This is a genomic window from Sulfobacillus sp. hq2 (genome assembly GCF_002903155.1).
GTDB classification, from domain to species: Bacteria; Bacillota; Sulfobacillia; order Sulfobacillales; family Sulfobacillaceae; genus Sulfobacillus; species Sulfobacillus thermotolerans.
In genome coordinates, this window is the sequence record NZ_NWUL01000044.1 from 72,731 (window position 1) to 89,868 (window position 17,138).

10 protein-coding genes are annotated in these 17,138 nt (G+C 53.7%); 8 read left to right on the forward strand and 2 right to left on the reverse strand.

Going from position 1 to position 17,138, the window contains the following annotated elements:
• Positions 1-103 precede the first annotated feature (103 nt).
• From CO251_RS12285 to hutH, 6 genes are all read left to right on the forward strand, one after another.
• The gene (locus CO251_RS12285; protein WP_158246327.1) at positions 104-2,254 is read left to right on the forward strand and encodes a SpoIIE family protein phosphatase; all 2,151 of its coding nucleotides are present in this window, start codon (positions 104-106) and stop codon (positions 2,252-2,254) included.
• Between the two features lie 75 nt (positions 2,255-2,329).
• Positions 2,330-3,700 (forward strand): tRNA lysidine(34) synthetase TilS, encoded by a 1,371-nt coding sequence (gene tilS / locus CO251_RS12290; RefSeq protein WP_158246328.1) that lies wholly within the window; start codon positions 2,330-2,332, stop codon positions 3,698-3,700.
• 73 nt (positions 3,701-3,773) lie between these two features.
• The gene (gene ftsH, locus CO251_RS12295) at positions 3,774-5,588 is read left to right on the forward strand and encodes an ATP-dependent zinc metalloprotease FtsH (RefSeq protein WP_103376109.1); all 1,815 of its coding nucleotides are present in this window, start codon (positions 3,774-3,776) and stop codon (positions 5,586-5,588) included.
• A gap of 69 nt (positions 5,589-5,657) precedes the next feature.
• Positions 5,658-6,968 (forward strand): EF-P 5-aminopentanol modification-associated protein YfmF, encoded by a 1,311-nt coding sequence (gene yfmF, locus CO251_RS12300; protein WP_173677106.1) that lies wholly within the window; start codon positions 5,658-5,660, stop codon positions 6,966-6,968.
• Positions 6,965-8,260, forward strand: coding sequence for an EF-P 5-aminopentanol modification-associated protein YfmH (gene yfmH, locus CO251_RS12305; RefSeq protein ID WP_103376110.1), 1,296 nt, complete (start codon positions 6,965-6,967; stop codon positions 8,258-8,260). Before yfmF ends, yfmH begins: the two co-directional genes overlap by 4 nt.
• Before the next feature lie 23 nt (positions 8,261-8,283).
• Positions 8,284-9,822 carry a histidine ammonia-lyase gene (gene hutH / locus CO251_RS12310; RefSeq protein ID WP_103376111.1) on the forward strand — a complete coding sequence of 513 codons (1,539 nt, stop codon included), beginning with the start codon at positions 8,284-8,286 and terminating at the stop codon, positions 9,820-9,822.
• 20 nt (positions 9,823-9,842) lie between these two features.
• Here the strand turns inward: hutH and CO251_RS12315 are convergent, their stop codons facing one another.
• Positions 9,843-10,661: an HAD family hydrolase gene (locus CO251_RS12315; RefSeq protein WP_158246329.1), complete on the reverse strand. Its 819-nt coding sequence runs from the start codon at positions 10,659-10,661 to the stop codon at positions 9,843-9,845.
• A 97-nt stretch (positions 10,662-10,758) separates the two neighbouring features.
• Here CO251_RS12315 and CO251_RS12320 point away from each other — a divergent pair, with 97 nt between their 5' ends.
• Both CO251_RS12320 and CO251_RS12325 read left to right on the forward strand, forming a co-directional pair.
• Entirely contained in the window at positions 10,759-13,227 is a 2,469-nt protein-coding gene (locus tag CO251_RS12320) for a PD-(D/E)XK nuclease family protein (protein WP_103376113.1), read from the forward strand.
• A complete protein-coding gene (locus CO251_RS12325; protein ID WP_158246330.1) occupies positions 13,224-15,692 on the forward strand; it encodes an exodeoxyribonuclease V subunit beta in 2,469 nt (822 codons plus the stop codon). Before CO251_RS12320 ends, CO251_RS12325 begins: the two co-directional genes overlap by 4 nt.
• Here CO251_RS12325 and CO251_RS12330 read toward each other — a convergent pair.
• Positions 15,689-17,017 (reverse strand): sensor domain-containing diguanylate cyclase, encoded by a 1,329-nt coding sequence (locus CO251_RS12330; RefSeq protein ID WP_158246331.1) that lies wholly within the window; start codon positions 17,015-17,017, stop codon positions 15,689-15,691. The two genes, CO251_RS12325 and CO251_RS12330, sit on opposite strands and share 4 nt — an antisense overlap.
• Positions 17,018-17,138 lie beyond the last annotated feature (121 nt).

A 17,138-nucleotide genomic window follows, 5' to 3' on the forward strand; every position in this document is an offset into this window, starting at 1 on the left:
TTGTGTCGACAAACAATCGCATGGTCATGGCATTAATTTCCAGATTATGCCGTTTGCCATCTGCTATGGTTCCAAATGAACCATGAATAAGGGGGCAGACATAGTGGCTGGGACATTATCCATGAATATGCAAGGTGTGGGCGCGAGAGAACCAAGCCCTAAAGCTCAAAGTCATAAAAAGGACATTCGCAAGATTCAATTGATGATGGCGCTCGTCGGGTTGGTATTAGGACAAGCCATGATTTTCCACCGTGCCGCGCCGTTCTTATGGATTGTTTTGGTCTTGGTATGGCCTAGGTGGCGTTCTGTCTTTGGGGCCGTGCTGATTGGCGGATTAATTGGCACTGTGCTAGGGATTAATTGGATATCGAGTGTGGCCTTGTTAGGACTCGCACTGGCAATTCCCATGCCGTGGCACCGAACAGGACGCGGCTGGATGCAGTGGCCTCTCGTGGGACTAGGGGCTGGCGGACTCTACTTAGCGGGCCGGGGCGTCAATTCTTTTGAAGCCATTATGGCCGGGCTCATTGGTATGGGAGCCATTTTGTTATATTGGGCCGCGCTGCGTCAGATTCATGTGTGGGACACCGGACAAGGCAATCAAGCAACCTTGGTCATGGGCCTGGCAGCGACAGGATCCTTAATTGCTGGGCTTGAAGGCTGGATGTTTGGCCCTTTTTCGCCGAGTCTCATCGTGGGGGGCTTGCTAATTTTGGGCGCCGCGGTCCTAAATGGCCCGGCCGGCGGCGCAGTGGCAGGTGCCACCTTGGGTTTTACATTGGCCGTCAGGGGTTCAGGTCCTGGCGGCGGGCTCGGGATCCTTGTAGTGGGAGGATTTCTTGCGGGAATCTTAGCATCTCGACAATGGCGATTGGCGCCTGTGGGCTTGATTGCGGGCATTGTGCTCTACGCGGTGATGGTGCGACTGCCTCATCAAATGACCATGCTCTGGGTATCATTGGGCGTGGCAGGCGTGCTCTTTCAAGCCCTGCCGGGATCTTTTGTGACGGCGGCGCGCCTTTGGGTCCAAGTTCTGGTGACCGGTGAGCGTCCCGACCAGTTGCCGGCGAGGATGGAGCAGATTGCGGGTGTCATGAAGGAAATGGCGCATGCGTTTCAAATTGAAGAAGAAGAGACCGGGCAGGAAACGAGCCTAGTCGAGGTCGTTGTCGGCCAAGTCTGCCGAAAATGTTCTTTATATCGGTCCTGTTGGGAGGATGAATTTTATCGCTCCTACCGCGGCCTTCTGGATTTGACAAATCAGCCTACAGGAGAACTCTTGTCTGTCGCGGATTTGAGCCGCGATTTGCAAAAACGCTGTATTCGTCCAGACGCGGTGGTTCAGGCCGCGAATGTGGCATTAGGCAAGGAGCGGGAGCGCGCGCGCTATCGTCTACGGGTTAAAGAGTCGCGGGCTCTGGCTGAACGTCAACTCGGGGGTTTGGCTTCTCTTATTCAAGAGATGGCTCAGGATTTGAACTCTGGTCACATGCCGAGGGCTGGAGTGCGTGTCGTGGAGCCCGCTCTCGATTGTGAAGTGGGGGTGGCCAAGCGTCCCAGACGTGGGGGTATCGTCACGGGAGATAGCGAGATGGTCTGTGAATTGGGTAAAGACCGCGTGGTCTTTGCGTTATCGGACGGTATGGGCGTGGGACCGCGAGCTGCGTGGGAAAGTGGTACGGCGGTTGCTCTTTTAGAACAGCTGTTGAAAGCGGGATTTAATCAAGTCCTGGCGGTGCGTGCGGTCAATACCACATTGCTTTTACGATCGGTGGAGGATCATTTTGCTACGTTAGATCTTTTGATGGTTGACCGCGTGGGAAAGGGGGCCGAGATGGTTAAGGTGGCGGCAGCCCCCACATTTCTATGCCGAAATCGCCGCGTGGAAATCATTCGTTCTCACGCGGTACCTGTTGGTATTTTGCAAGAAGTCCACGTGGAGCCTGTTTATCATACGCTGGATCCCGGCGACCTTATCGTCATGGTGACCGATGGGGTGCTGGAAGGTGCCGATGCGCATGCGGAGGAAACGTTGTCCAAATTGTTGCAAGAAATGCCTACAGCCAATCCGCAAGTCATGGCGGAAACTATTTTGAGCTATATGCTGGGCCACGATCAAGACGGGCGCGACGATGCCGCTGTGATGGTCGTCCAGATAAAGGGCCATCGCCAAGCGAGCCGGATCCCAAGCATCTCAGAACCTAGGGAATGGCAACATATCCCTCCTGTTCCTTTAAAAGCTTCACGCCGCTAGGGGTGCATTTGCACCAAATGCGGTCGACTTTTATACTACAAGTCGATGAAGGCCGCTTGCGTGAGAGGACTGCGAATGATGGGTGTGTTGTCAATCGAACAAAGATTTTTGGACACCGCGCGTCGGTTATGGGCGCCAGGGGCTACGATTATCGTCGGCGTCAGCGGCGGCGCAGATTCTTTAGCGCTGCTTTTTCTCCTGGCGCGAATTAATCCGCAGTGGCCGGTGACGTTGCAACCCGTCCATGTCGATCACAATCTGCGGCCGAATTCCGCAGACGATGCCGCGTGGGTGCAACAGGTGGTGCGCGACCGTTTGGGCATGGACGTGGTAGTAGAGGCGATTCACATTGTGCGCGAACGTGGTGAATCATGGGAGATGGCTGCAAGGCGGGAACGCTACCGGATTTTGCGTTCGTACCGCCAACAGGCAGGACCGGATGCTTGGATTGCTGTGGCACATCACCAGCGCGACCAAGCCGAAACCGTGCTGATGCGTCTGATTACAGGGACAGGAATTCAAGGATTACAGGGGATGCGAGAAAAAACCCAAGATATTGTGCGTCCTCTCCTCACATTTAGCCCAGGGAGTTTGCGCGATTATTTGCAAGCGCACGATGTGTCATGGCGGGAGGATCCGACCAACCAAGACCCATATTGGCTTCGAAACCGCATTCGCTGGCAATTACTGCCGCTTTTACAGACTCGGTTCAATCCGCAAATTGAGACGACCTTAGCGCAGCTGGCTGAGCGGGCGCAGGAAGAATATCAGGTGATTGCCCAAAGCTCCGAGCAGTTTCTGCTATCTTGGAATATCGATGTGCGTGCCGAACCGCTGCTCTTACCCAAAGCCTTTGGCCTGTTGCTGCCTGCTGTCCAGGCCGATGTCATGCGGCGGATTGGTCAAGTTCGGGGGCTAAGACTGAGTCGAAAACATATAAGACAGGCGCGTGATGGCATGGCCCAGTGGCCTAAGCGCTTTCGCGTCTGGCAAAATGCCCAGGGTGATTGGCTAATTGCCGGGGATAGTGCGGCTATCCACACGTTATGGCCATCTCATGAGCTGCCGCTGCAGGGAAGTCTCATGTTGCCTGGAGGACGCTTAGTCGTCTCACAAACCTTCTATAAGGAACCCCAGGCATCGGCCACTTTCATTAATGCGGACCGATGGAGCGCATTAAAGGTGAGGGCGTGGCGACCAGGTGACCGTATCGAGCCCTTGGGGATGGCCGGTCATCATAAGAAACTGCAAGACATTTTTGTGGATGCCAAACTTCCCTGGTCCCAACGACGGTTGTGGCCCGTCATTGTGGCGGCAGAGGATGACCGTCAGGTGTTAGCGGTAGCGGGATTGGTAACGGCGGAAGCAGCGCGATGCAAAATTGGTGGCCGGTGTCATCAGATTGAGTATTTTCAAGGGGATTTCCCGGTTAAAGAAGGAATATAATATTGTGGTATAATAACGCAACTTGGCCCATGCACGCCGCTTGCGGCGCAATCGTGCGAGAGGAGGCCGTTTCTTGACAAATCGATGGCTTAGAGGAGGACTGACCATTGTATTGGCGGTGCTCTTCATTGTTACGTTGTGGGAATTAATGAGTGGACAATCGTCTACAACGCCCCAGGAATCATACAGCCGTCTTCTGTCCATGGCACATAGCGGACAGGTCAGCAGCGTGCGTGTGGATCCTCAAACCCATGTGGTTTATGCGACCACCACGACCGGCAAACAGTTTCAAACGACATACGCGACGGGTGGGACCGCGTCGTTGTCCAACACGCTGACAAATGACCATGTCACCGTGAACATTATGAAGCCTGCGACGACGTCCTTTTGGTTGAGCCTTGTAGGCAACATTTTGCCACTGCTCTTGATTGTCTTTATGTTGTACTTTTTCTTCAGTCAAACTCAAGGTGGGGGCAATCGGGTCATGCAGTTTGGGAAATCCCGAGCGAAATTGCACACCGATGACCATAACCGGGTGACCTTTGCTGATGTGGCGGGGGTAGAGGAAGAAAAGCAAGAGCTGCAGGAAGTCGTGGATTTTCTGCGGTATCCTAAAAAGTACTTGGAATTGGGAGCCCGTATTCCGAAAGGCATCTTGTTATCGGGACCTCCAGGTACCGGCAAGACGTTATTAGCCAAAGCGGTGGCAGGAGAAGCCGGAGTGCCATTCTTTTCGGAAAGCGGCTCAGCCTTTGTGGAAATGTTTGTGGGAGTTGGCGCGTCTAGGGTGCGCGATATGTTTGACCAAGCCAAAAAGAATGCCCCGTGCATTCTCTTCATTGATGAAATTGACGCCGTGGGCCGAATGCGTGGCGCGGGCTACGGTGGCGGCCATGACGAGCGGGAGCAAACACTAAACCAGCTGTTGGTGGAGATGGACGGCTTTGGCGTCAATGAAGGCATTATTGTGGTGGCTGCGACGAACCGTCCAGATGTGCTGGATCCTGCCCTATTGCGCCCGGGCCGCTTTGATCGTCAAGTGATTATTCACCGCCCGGATGTGCGCGGCCGCGAGGCCATTTTAAAGGTGCATACGCGTGGCAAACCGTTGGCAGATGATGTCACCCTCGATGTCATCGCTAAGCGCACCCCAGGCTATACGGGAGCGGATCTTGCGAACTTGTGTAATGAAGCCGCGTTATTGGCGGCACGGGGCCGGGAGCGCACAATTCACATGAGTGACTTTGAGGAAGCAGCGGAGCGCATTATGGCAGGGCCTCAAAAAAAGAGCCGGATCGTCACCGAAAAGGAAAAAAAGGCCGTGGCTTTTCACGAATCGGGTCACACCTTGGTAGGAATGTTGGTGCCCCACGGGGATCCGGTGCACAAAGTGACGATTATTCCGCGAGGCATGGCGATGGGCTACACGCTACCCTTACCCGATGAGGACCGGTATTTGGTCACGAAGTCGCAGATTCTCGATCAGGTCGCGATGGCATTGGGAGGACGAGCGGCGGAAGAGCTTGTCTTTGGGGAGATTTCCACAGGAGCGCAAAACGACCTCGAGAAGTCCACATCCATGGTTCGGCAGATGATTACCGAATATGGAATGTCGGATGAGTTGGGCCCCATGACCTATGGGGAGAAGCAAGATCAAGTGTTTTTGGGACGAGATATTGGACGCGATCGCGACTATGGAGAAGATGTAGCGTCGGCGATTGACCGCGAAGTGCAGCAAATTGTCACGGAACAGTATCAACGCGCGAAGCACATCTTAATGACGCACCGGGTGACCTTAAATCGTCTGGCCTTAACCTTGATGGAAAAGGAAACCTTATTGGCCGATGAACTCGAGTCCATTGTGAAAGGTCGCGAAGTGGCCATTTAAGTGGGTAGCCTGAAAAACTCGTGATATTTCACGGGGTTTCAGGCTATTCTTATGGTAAGACGGAAAGGAGTGGATGGATTGTCCACAGCGGAAGCAACAGCGTTTATCGGCACGATGGAGCAGGGCACGGGCTGGTTTTGTTTTCCAACCAAGCGGTTCAAAACAATTACCTTGCATGCCTTTTGGATTAATCAATTAAGCCGTCAGGAGGCCGCTTTAGGAGCGTTGTTGCCCCATGTGATGCAGCGGGGCACGACAAGCTGGCCGACCTTCCAACGCATGGAGCAAACTTTGGAATCGTTATATGGGGCATCGTTTCGAGCGGACGTGGGCAAGATGGGCGACAAACAGTTGTTGTCCTTTCATTTGGAAATTGTCAACGGCAAGTATTTGCCCGGTCATCCCGATACGCTAACACAAGGATTGGAATTTTTGTACGAGGTGCTCGAACAGCCGCTAACGGAGGGGGAGAGCTTTGTTCCGGCTATCGTGGATCAAGAAAAAGACTTATTGCGCCGGCAGATTCAATCGTTGATTAATGATAAAGGACAATATGCCTTAACCCGTCTGATTGAACAAATGGCGGACGGACGGGCTTTTGGTCTGCGGAAGTTAGGGACGATCGACGAGCTCGACCGCATCACGCCGCAAAGTCTCTTCCGCCATTATGAAGCCGTCAAGGGGCACAAACCCTTTGTCTTGTTTGCCGTAGGGGATGTGGACCCTAAAACCATTGAGCGGTTTATGGCCCGCTATCAAACGCGTCAAGCAGATATGTTGGAACCTATCGCTCCTTACACGCAACGATTTCATGACCGGACGTTGATTGAGCGTCAAAACGTTCAACAGGGCAAGGTCAATATGGGATACCATACCGGAATTACGTTAACGGATCTGCGGTATCCGGCTTTGATGATGTACGCGGGCATTTTGGGGGGATTTCCTCATTCCAAGCTGTTCTTGAATGTACGGGAAAAGGCGTCGTTGGCATACTATGCATATGCCCGCGTTGATGCTGCTTTAGGGGCGATGCTGATTGGAGCGGGGATCGAGTTTGAGGATTTTGACCCTGCGATTCAAATTATTGGTGAACAGCTCGATGCTATGGCGCAAGGCGAGATTAGCGAACAAGAATGGGAGTTTACGTTGCGTGCTTTTGAAAACGATATTTTGTCTGAAGAAGACAATCCCAGTCAGATCATTGCACGCCAACTAGAACAAATTCTCATGGGCGGTGGTCAATCGGGCACGGCGCTCATTCAAGCCTTACATAATGTAACACGGGAACAAGTCCAAGAGGTGGCAAAGGCCGTGAGCCTCGACACGATTTTCTTTTTAACCCAAGCCGAAGACGTACAGAGACAGGAGGAGGCCCAATGAGTGTTATGAATCAGACGCTCGAAAATGCGGCGATTGGCGAGAAGCGCATCCAGACCGTCTTATCGTCGGGGCTCACCGTCGTTGTGATTCCCCGCCCGGGCTTTCACAAAACCTTTGCGACTTTTGCGACCCGGTATGGGTCGATAGACAACGCATTTCATGATCCCAAGACGCACGATATTATTACAGTCCCGGACGGCATCGCCCACTTTTTGGAGCATAAAATGTTTGAGAAAGAGGGCGGGGGTGATGCGTTTGATGATTTTGCGCGGCTTGGCGCCTCCTCTAATGCCTATACGGACTACACATCTACGACCTTTCTTTTTCAAACGACGAGCCACGTGAAAGAGAACCTTACGGTTTTGTTAGATTTTGTTCAAAGTCCTTATTTTACAGAAGCCAACGTCAATAAAGAGAAGGGCATCATCGAGCAGGAGATTCGCATGTACCTGGATATGCCAGGGGATCGACTGCATTCGAATTTGATGAAGGCGCTTTATGTGAATCATCCCGTGCGTATTGACATCGCGGGCAGTGTGGAATCGATTCGCACGATTACGCCAGAGGATTTATATACGTGTTACCAGACTTTTTATCACCCCAGTAATATGATTCTTCTTGTGATTGGCGATGTCGATGCATCTGAGATTATCGACTGGGTGCGGAGCAACCAAGAGCCAAAAGGATATGCCTTTCAAGGTCCCGTGGTGGCGGTGTATCCGGAAGAACCATCCACCGTCCATCAGAAGCATGTGGAAAAAACGATGGTGGTCTCGATGCCTTTGTTTGTGATGGGATATAAGGATGCTGAGGTCGGGCTAACTGGTAAGGCTCTCTTGCACCGGGAAATCACCTATGGCTTGATGTGGCAAATGCTCTGTGGCAAAAGTTCCGGGTTGTTTCAAGAATTGTATCGTGAGGGTCTGATTAATGACCGCTTTTATGCGCGTTATGGTGGATCTACGACCTTTGGGTTTAGCGCCTTGGGTGGAGAAACGCCGGATCCCGAAAAACTCGAAGCCAGGTTGGTTGAGGGGCTAGTGAAGGCTCCCTTAACCCAAGAGGATTTAGATCGCGCCAAACGGCGGGAAATGGGAGAGTTTATCGGATTGTTTCAAAACCCCGAAGAACTTGCCTATGCGTATAATAGTCTCTTTTTCCGTGGGATTGATATCTATGATTATATGGATACCGTCCAACACGTTACCCTGGAAGATATTCAACAAGCGCGGAGCACGCATCTACAAGAACCGCAGCGTGCCGTCTCGGTGATTCGTCCGCAAAATCCATAAATCGAGAAGAGAGGACTAAAGCCATGCCCCATGTCACGTTATCGGGGGAGGGCTTAACGATAGCCCAAACCTATGCTATTGCAAAACATTACGATCCTGTGGAGTTAGACCCGGAGGCCGCCATGAACATGGCGGCCTCCCGTCATATGGTAGTACGTTACCTGGATGAAGAGCGTACGGTCTATGGCGTCACGACCGGTTTTGGCCGATTTAGCGAGGTGGTTATTCCTGCAGATAAAAGGCAGACCCTTCAAGTGAACTTGTTACGCAGTCATAGTGCGGGGGTGGGCACGCCGTTTTCTGAAACGGTCGTTCGGGGCATGATGGCGCTGCGCGCTAATGCTTTAGCCAAGGGATATTCGGGCGTGCGCCCCGTGGTCGTAGAGCAACTGGTGAACCTGTTGAATAAGAACGTCGTTCCCGTGATTCCATCCCAAGGGTCGGTTGGGGCCAGTGGGGATTTAGCGCCATTGGCCCACCTTGCTTTAGTGCTCATTGGCGAAGGCATGGCCACCTACCAAGGACAGGTGCTCCCGGGTGCAAAAGCTTTGGAACGTGCTGGTCTGACACCTTTAGTGTTAGAAGCCAAAGAAGGGTTGGCCTTGATTAATGGCACCCAGGCGATGGGAGCGATGGGGGTGTTAGCTGTCCACGAAGCCACAGGATTGGCCGATTGGGCGGATGCGGCAGCGGCTTTGAGTATCGATGTGCTTAGAGGGATTCCCTTGGCATTTCATCCCGCCGTTGCCCGTGTACGTCCTCATCCTGGCCAGGCTTTGGTGCAGCAGCATCTGCGGGATTTGCTGCACGGTAGCCAATTGACGACGAGCCCTGGACAATTGCGGGTGCAAGATGCCTATTCCCTGCGAACCACACCACAAGTGCATGGGGCCGCACGCGAGGGTTTAGCCCATATTGCTGACGTAGTGACCGCGGAGTTGAATAGCGCGACAGACAATCCCCTTCTTTTTGCCGACGAGGATATGGTCATTTCGGCGGGCAATTTCCATGGGGAACCGCTGGCATTGGTCTTGGACTATTTAGGGATCGTGGCCGCAGAATGGGCCAGCATTAGTGAACGCCGCATTGAGCGCATGGTCAATCCCACGTTGTCCGGACTCCCAGCATTTCTTACCACCCATGGGGGATTGCATTCCGGACTGATGTTAGCTCAATACACAGCGGCGAGTCTGGTCTCAGAGAATAAGGTGTGGGCTCATCCGTCGAGTGTGGATTCCATCCCAACGTCAGCAAACCAAGAGGATCATGTCTCCATGGGGACGACCTCAGCGCGCAAATCGTTAACGATTGTGGGGAACTTGCGCTATGTGCTGGCGATTGAGCTGTTGGCGGGTGCGCAGGCAGCGGATTTAATTGGACCGACCTTGCTGGCGCCTGCGACCCGCAAGGTCTATGAATGGGTGCGCACGATGGTGCCGACGCTTGAGGATGACCGTTCTCCAGCGCCCGATATCGAAGTTGTTGCCGCTGCGATGCTGAGTGAATCAGGACAGCAAGTGTTGAATGAACTAGGCTTGGGGCGTGGCATCATTGTCTCATGATGCTGGCCCGCTTCCCGCCCCTAGGTGGGAAGCGGGCGCAGCAAGTGCTTTCGCCATGCCCACGAGAGAGCGGCGGAGACGGGATCAGAGCAAGGGACAGGGGTAATGTAGTCTGCCACCTGATGGCAGGCTTCGAGCCCTTCGCCGACCGCGACACTTACGCCGGCCCATTGCAGCATAGGAAGGTCGTTCATGCCGTCGCCAATGGCGAGCACTTCATGTGGCTTGATGTGGTATAGGTGCGCTAAATGTTGGAGGCCTTCGGCCTTGGTCACACGCGGCGCACAGATATTGACCTCTTGGTAACCGATATGGCTAAAGACTGTCAATTCATAATCGGGGCCTTGATAGCCAAAATCATCAATAAATTGTGTGACCTTGCGGTTACCTAGCATTAAAATTTCCAAAGGCTCAGTTTCTATGGCGGTGTCCTCCGTGATTACTTGGTCTTCGGGTTTTTGCCATACGTCATAGTCGGGAGGAAATTGCGTGAATAGGACAGGGTTGGCATATCCCAAATAGCAGCGCAGGTGCGCGTGGTGTCGAAATCCCCAACGCATCATTTCTTGCGTTCTCGTGATCGGGACGCCGTGCCGGTAGAGATCAGGCTGGGGCAGCGCGGGGTTGAAGACATACGCTCCATTATGCGCGACAATGGGACCTGAGATACCAAGCTCGCGCTGAACACGTACCGCGGTGCGCCAGCTTCGGCCTGTCGCGACGACGACGTGCAGCCCTTGGAGCCAGAGTTGATGCAGTTCGTGCGCGGCTTGCGGGCGCACGTGTGCTGCCTCATCGAGCAAGGTGCCATCCAAGTCACATGCAATCATCCGAATCATGAACATGCGCCTCTTTTCTATCCCGACATTGCGCAGGGATTCTGTCTCATACCGCGTATATATAAAGAAAGCTTGACACCTTAGGAGGGGGAAGCCCGTGGTAAGACTTGTCCTAGGCTCTGCGTCCGATTTACTGGAACGGTTGACCAACCAAGCCCGCCAACAGACGCAGCCGTGGGGTCTTGTCGTGCCCAATCAGACACTCGCGGTGTTCTTGTCTGACCAACTGCGCCAACCTGAAGAGAGTCACCTCCCTGAAATCATCAGTTTGTGGGACTTGGCGCGATCGTTATTGCCTCAGGGTGTCCATGTTGCACCGATCGGGATGGAAAAAGCGCTCGCCTTTTTGTTAGCGCGTGATTTTGCCCAGAGTTTGCCCCTTGATGTCCCGGGTATCTATCTTAGCATTGTCCGTCATGCTTTAGAACTACGCCGTCGCCATATTTCTCTGCCCGCCTCAGGTGGGATTGACTGGCCCCGAATTACACAGTGGTTAGAAGGGGTTATACCCACCCGGGTTTACGATGAACTGAGGGTATATCAATATGCGCAGACCGTGAAAAGTGTTCGCCCTTGGCAATCTTTAGTCCTGTACGGCTATGTGGAAGCTCATGCTGCGCAATGGCAATTTATCAAGGCCCTAGCTGCACGCTATCCGCTTACGGTCTATACACCATGGCTGCAGCATTATAGCAATCAACTTGCCGAGCCATGGGTCAATGCGTGGCGAGAGGAAGGCGCGGTGATTGAGGAAATCCCCGCGCACAGGTCTTCTGCACGGGAATTGGGGGTACGGGTGAGAAAGGGGACGCCGTTGTTGGAGAAGGTGGCCGGCCATTTGCAAGCCCAAGGCGCAGAGGATCATCTGCTCATTGTGACAGGCCAAGAGCCTGAACCTTTGTTGCAATTTGCCAAGCGCCGCGGGGTGGTTGTAGCGGAGGACGCTGGGCCGTATCGGCTTGCTCGTAATGTCTGGCAGGCGTTTTGGCGCATTGTCCGCCATACCCACGATGATGCGGACCACAGGAATTGGCTGGAAGTGATGGCAGTGCACGGAACCGGGGCCCAAGAAGCCGGGCAGTTTGCACAACGGTGGTCGGAGGACATTCACCGAGCCTCTTCGTGGACAGAGGTGGTCGCGTTGGTGCAACAAGCCGCCGCATTTCATGGACTCGAGGCTCTGACACGGTCGCTTAAAGGAGCAGATGATTGGGCTTTGTTCGATCACTGGCCATGGCGGCCCAATGCGGATTTACTGGATGAGATGTGGGCTTTGTTGCCCTTTCAGCCAGCCTTTCAACGCGCGCAGGAGGGGCTCAGGTGGGCATACGGCTTAAATGCCCGGCTCTTGACGGCGTCTGTGATAACGGTGGTGGCCGCCGAGGAGGGGACATTTCCCCGCGCACCTAGCCCCGATCCCTTATGGCCGGCGCATTTGGCCCAAGACTTTGGGTTGCCGGCATCTACCCATGGTCGTGATCAAGACCTGCATCTCATGCATTTGCTCCAAGAATCAGGGGCTCGTGAACTGTGGTGGTTTGGCTATGAGGACGGCAATGCCCTATGGCCTATAGGCATTAATCCAGAACCCGTCTCGATCAACCCCAAAGACCTAAAGTCAGTTAGGCCAGAAGACGATGGGCGGTCGGCTTTATGGTACCGCAGCCACTATGACAGCAAGGCATTTGACGACTATACAGGGCGGATCGGCACAGACGTTGCGCAAGAATTGGTGTCTTTGAAAGCCTCTCCCTCGGCTCTCGAGGCATTTGGTACCTGTCCCTTGGCATTTTTTTATGGACGTGTTTTACAAATTCCTGCAGATTCCCCCGAAGATGGTTTGGCGGTGCCTGCGGCCTTACGCGGCCAATGGGTCCATGCGGTTTTAGAGAAAATGGTGACCTACGGACAAGAGCTGACGCTGGATGTGTTGTACGCGTGGGTCAATGAGGTGTCTGCCATGGATATGGGGTCGGGATCTCCGGTAGGGCCCGTGCTAGAGAATGCGCGAGACGACATTGTCCGCGAATTGTGGCAAGTATGGCCCTTGGTACGGCCATCTAAACCGTTTCTGACAGAGTATCCAGTTGAGTTTACGGTGCAGGCCAGAGATGTGTTATGGCAATTGTCTGGGCGTATTGACCGCATTGATGGGTGGAAAACGCAAGAACTTCTCATTACAGATTATAAAACGGGAACCTTATCTGATCCCAATCATGTGCGTCCAGACAACTTGCAGATGCCCTTGTACCGCCAAGCCTTGGCGCAGAGTGTGCCGGGGGCTACGGTGAGCGCGCGTCTATTCGGCGTGTCTTTGCACAATCAATTCCAAGAAAAAGTCTTAGACGTGGCGAAAATGCCGCGCGGGCGGGTCGAAAATATTTTGGCAGCCATGGCGCAGCGCATGGTGGCGGGCGACTTTTTGCCCCTGCCGCAATTAACGGCGGATCCGTGCCGGTTATGTCCGTACACGGGATTGTGCCCAGGCGACATTAAGGCAGAGGCGCGCCGCAAACATGAGACAGAGGGCGCATATTGGACATTATGGGAGGATCAACAAGGGTGAGCCAAGCACAGCGTCCGCGCGTCGTGGATCAAGAAACCCGCGACCGCATTATCACGGATTTCCGCCATAATATTGTGGTTGAAGCGGGAGCGGGAACGGGCAAGACAACGCTCATGGTGGCGCGCACCGTTTACGCCGTGGTTCACCAACGGATGTCTTTGGACCGAATCGCCTTGATCACTTTTATGGAAAAAGCTGCTGATGAAATTCGCTCCCGGTTGGCGATGCGCCTTGAGGACGTCATCCGCGAGGGGGATCCTCTCGAGGCGGCATTAGCCCAAAGGGCCTTGGAGCAATTGCCTGGGGCCGCGATTACCACGATTCATGGATTTGCGATGCGGACTTTGCAGCGCATGGGGCCTCGTGCCGCGGTGCCGCTCAATTTTCGGGTCATGGATCCGTATGAGCAAGATGAGTTGTTTGATCAGGCTTTTCGCGCCTGGTTAGCGTCGGATGGGACAGCAGCGGAATGCACGCGTACGATCTTAGGCTTGGGCTTGCCCTTTGAACGGTTTCATACCATGGCGAAAATGCTTAGCCAAGAGCCGGACATTCCTAGCTATTCAGCCACCAAGCCCGGATTGGATTGGGTCGATGAGCTATTGGCAACGGGCGAAAAATGGATGCAGCGGGCTCAGGATCTGGCGGCGGAGGATGATCAAGGACGTCTGCAAATCTATGACATTGTGCGGTTTATGCGTTCGCTGAAAACCCTGGACCGTGCCGCATGGTATAAGGCCTTGGCCAGTTGGCAAGTGGGGGCACCGAAGGGAAACCGCAAGAAGTGGGCCGAGGCCTCAGCGCTGGCGGAACAAAAGGAGTGGGTGGCAGACCTGAAAGAGTCCCTGGCAGCGTTTCGGCAGCACCTCGCTGACTACCTCCTCGCCGAATTTTTATCGCTTATGACGCAAGGGTTCTTGCCATTTTGGAAAGATTTTCGCTGGCAGCGAGGGCAACTCACGTTTGATGATTTGTTGTGGGAAGCTCGCCACGTTTTGCGGAGGGGGCGTGGCGAAGAGCGGGACTACGACATGATTATGGTGGATGAGTTTCAGGATACGGATGCGGTGCAGGCAGAAATTATCATCCGGACCTTGAATCCATCATGGCAAGGCGATTGGACAAAGGCACCGGTGCCTGCAGGTTCTTTGTTTGTGGTGGGGGATCCCAAGCAGTCCATTTACCGGTTCCGTGGTGCCAGCGTGGAAACCTATCAAATGGTACGTGCTCAGTTGCAGCAGCAAGGGGCCTTGCTGCTTGATATTGTGCAAAATTTTCGGTCGCGTCCTGAAATCATTGAACCGGTCAATACCCTCTTTACGGAAAATTGGCCACAGCAACTAGACCCCGCCCGTCCCTATGTCGCTCCATATACACCCCTTGTCCCGTACATGCCAGCTGATGAAGCCCCGCGGTTTATCGTTCAAGGGGGACCTACCGACGGTTCAGCCTATGACGAACGACTTTTTCAAGCCCGCCTCATTGCTGAATGGCTAAAGCAGTGGGTGGTCAGCGAAAAGCTGGCGATTTTAGATCCGCAAAATGGGGCCACGCGCATGGCTACTTTAGGCGATGTGGCGCTGTTGATTCCCAACCGGACGGGCATGAGCATTTATCAAGACGTCTTGACACAAGCGGGGTTAGCGGTGGCACCCGAAGGCGGCATTCGGTTTTTTGAACGGGATGAAGTGCGCGGATTTCAGCAGTTTCTCTCGGCATTGCGCAAGCCGCAGGCTGTCTTGCCCATTGTCGCATGGCTGAGTTCTCCATGGGTGGGCATTTCGCATAGAGAGTTGGCCCAGCATCGCCGTTTAGGCGGAACATTTGCTTATCTGGAGGCCAATGCCCAAGGCCATCCGGCGGTTCTTCGGGCCTTAGCGCAATTGCGGAATTGGCACCAACAGTGGTGGGCATGGCGGGCTGAAGATTTTTTTTGGGCCCTTTATGATTGGAGTGGACTACCTGCGGCCCTCAGCGCGCGTCAAGACGCGGGGGCTTTGGCTAATCTTGAAAAACTTGCGGATTTGAGCCGTGACTTAGGGGATCTTTGGGGTATTGATAAGTTGTGCCAATGGTTGGAACGTAAGGTTCAGCTACGCGATAAAGAAGAGGAAGGGCCGTTGCCCACAGAGAATGATGCGGTTCATATTTTCACGGTGCACCGAGCGAAAGGCTTGGAGTGGCCGATTGTCATCGTGGCCAATTGGCACTCACGTCCTCGGGCAACGCATCCGGGTTTGCGTTTGTCCCAAGGGCGGATTGCCTTAGCCAGTAAGGATCTTCTCAGCCGCGATTGGGAAGCATTAGAGCAAGAAGAACGCGTGCGCCAAGACGCGGAACGCGAACGCTTGTATTATGTAGCATTGACCCGGGCGCGCGATTATTTAGTGGTGATTGATACCTATGCGCCTGATAAATCCAATGCGTGGAATCTCTATCCCCGCTGGGGCGCTTCCAAGCATTAGCCATTCTCGACCCGGTCCTTGCCCAGTCGTTTGGCTTGATATAGAGCCGCATCGGCGCGGTGAATGGCCGTTTCCGGGGTATCTTCACGCTCTAGTGCGGTGAGGCCCAAGCTAATGGTGACGGCGGTACCAATATGAAAGTCGTGCTGGCGTGTTGCGGTGCGAAGACGTTCGGCTAACTGATAGGCTGCGTCCAAAGACGTGTCGGGAATAATAATGGTAAATTCCTCTCCACCATAGCGCGCAAAGATGTCACTGCTGCGTAAATTGCTGCGGATGATCCGGACAACTTCGCGAAGCACGCGGTCGCCCGTATGATGGCCGAGAGCATCATTGAGTTGTTTGAAGTTGTCTAAGTCAAACATGATCAGCACGGGACGTCTGCGGCCTAAGGCGTGCTCGTGTAAGATGGCTTGCAAGGCCCGGTCAAACATCCGGCGGTTGTAAATCCCGGTGAGGCTATCCACTTCCGATAAGGTACGATAGCGTTCTTTTTCCTGCCACAGTTGATGTTCTTGCAGAACAGTTTCTGTCACATCGGAAGCGACCGCTAAGATGACCCACTGGTGGTTGTGCCACAAAGTGCGAGACGCTATCCGGGCCCAGATGGGTCGCTCGGTTCGCCCTTTGATTTGAATGGGGGGATATTCTTCGGTAAACGATTCGCCCGCTAGCCGTCTTTGAATGTTGATCTGCATGCGGTGACGCAGATCATCGCTTACGGCGAGAACATCCCATAAGTGCATGTGTGTGAACTCTTCGGGCGTATATCCACACCACGTCACCGTAGCGGGATTCACATAAAGAAATTTTTCGCGAGCAATGACGACGGGAGTAGGGATGGCATCTAGCACTTGATAAAAGGTGGCCGCTTCCTGGTCCATTTGCTCTTTTAAGGCCATAGTTTCGGTAATATCGATATAGTTGGCGAGGCGTACCATGCGTCCTTGATAAAACACCGAAGTGGCATAGGCTTGCAGCCAAATAGGCTGTTGATCTTTGCGCACGGCTTTAATGAGGGTGGCTGTGACATGGTTGGGATCTTGCAGTCCTAGGGCAATGGACGCCTGAATCTGGGATTTATAGGGTTCTTGCAAGACGTCCCAAACATAGAGCGACTGCAATTCTTGGGCCGAATAGCCCAACATTTTTTGCAAAGCCGCATTGGCATAAAGAAATCGGTCCGTATGCAAGTCCACGCCCACAAGCATCCGGTCGGTTAGCAGATTGAAGAACTCGTCCCACTGGTGCGCTTGGGCGGGTAGGTCCCCGGGTCGCGCTGGATGTCTTCGGTAACGCGTTTGTTCTTCTCCTCTTTCCAGCAACAAACAGCCAAAGCGTCTCAAAGTACCGCGGTGAGCTTTGGCCTTTCTCCTAGTGTAACGATGTTGCAGCAAAAAAACAAAGGATTTTGGGTGATGTCTTTTTTGCCACGAGGACATGTCT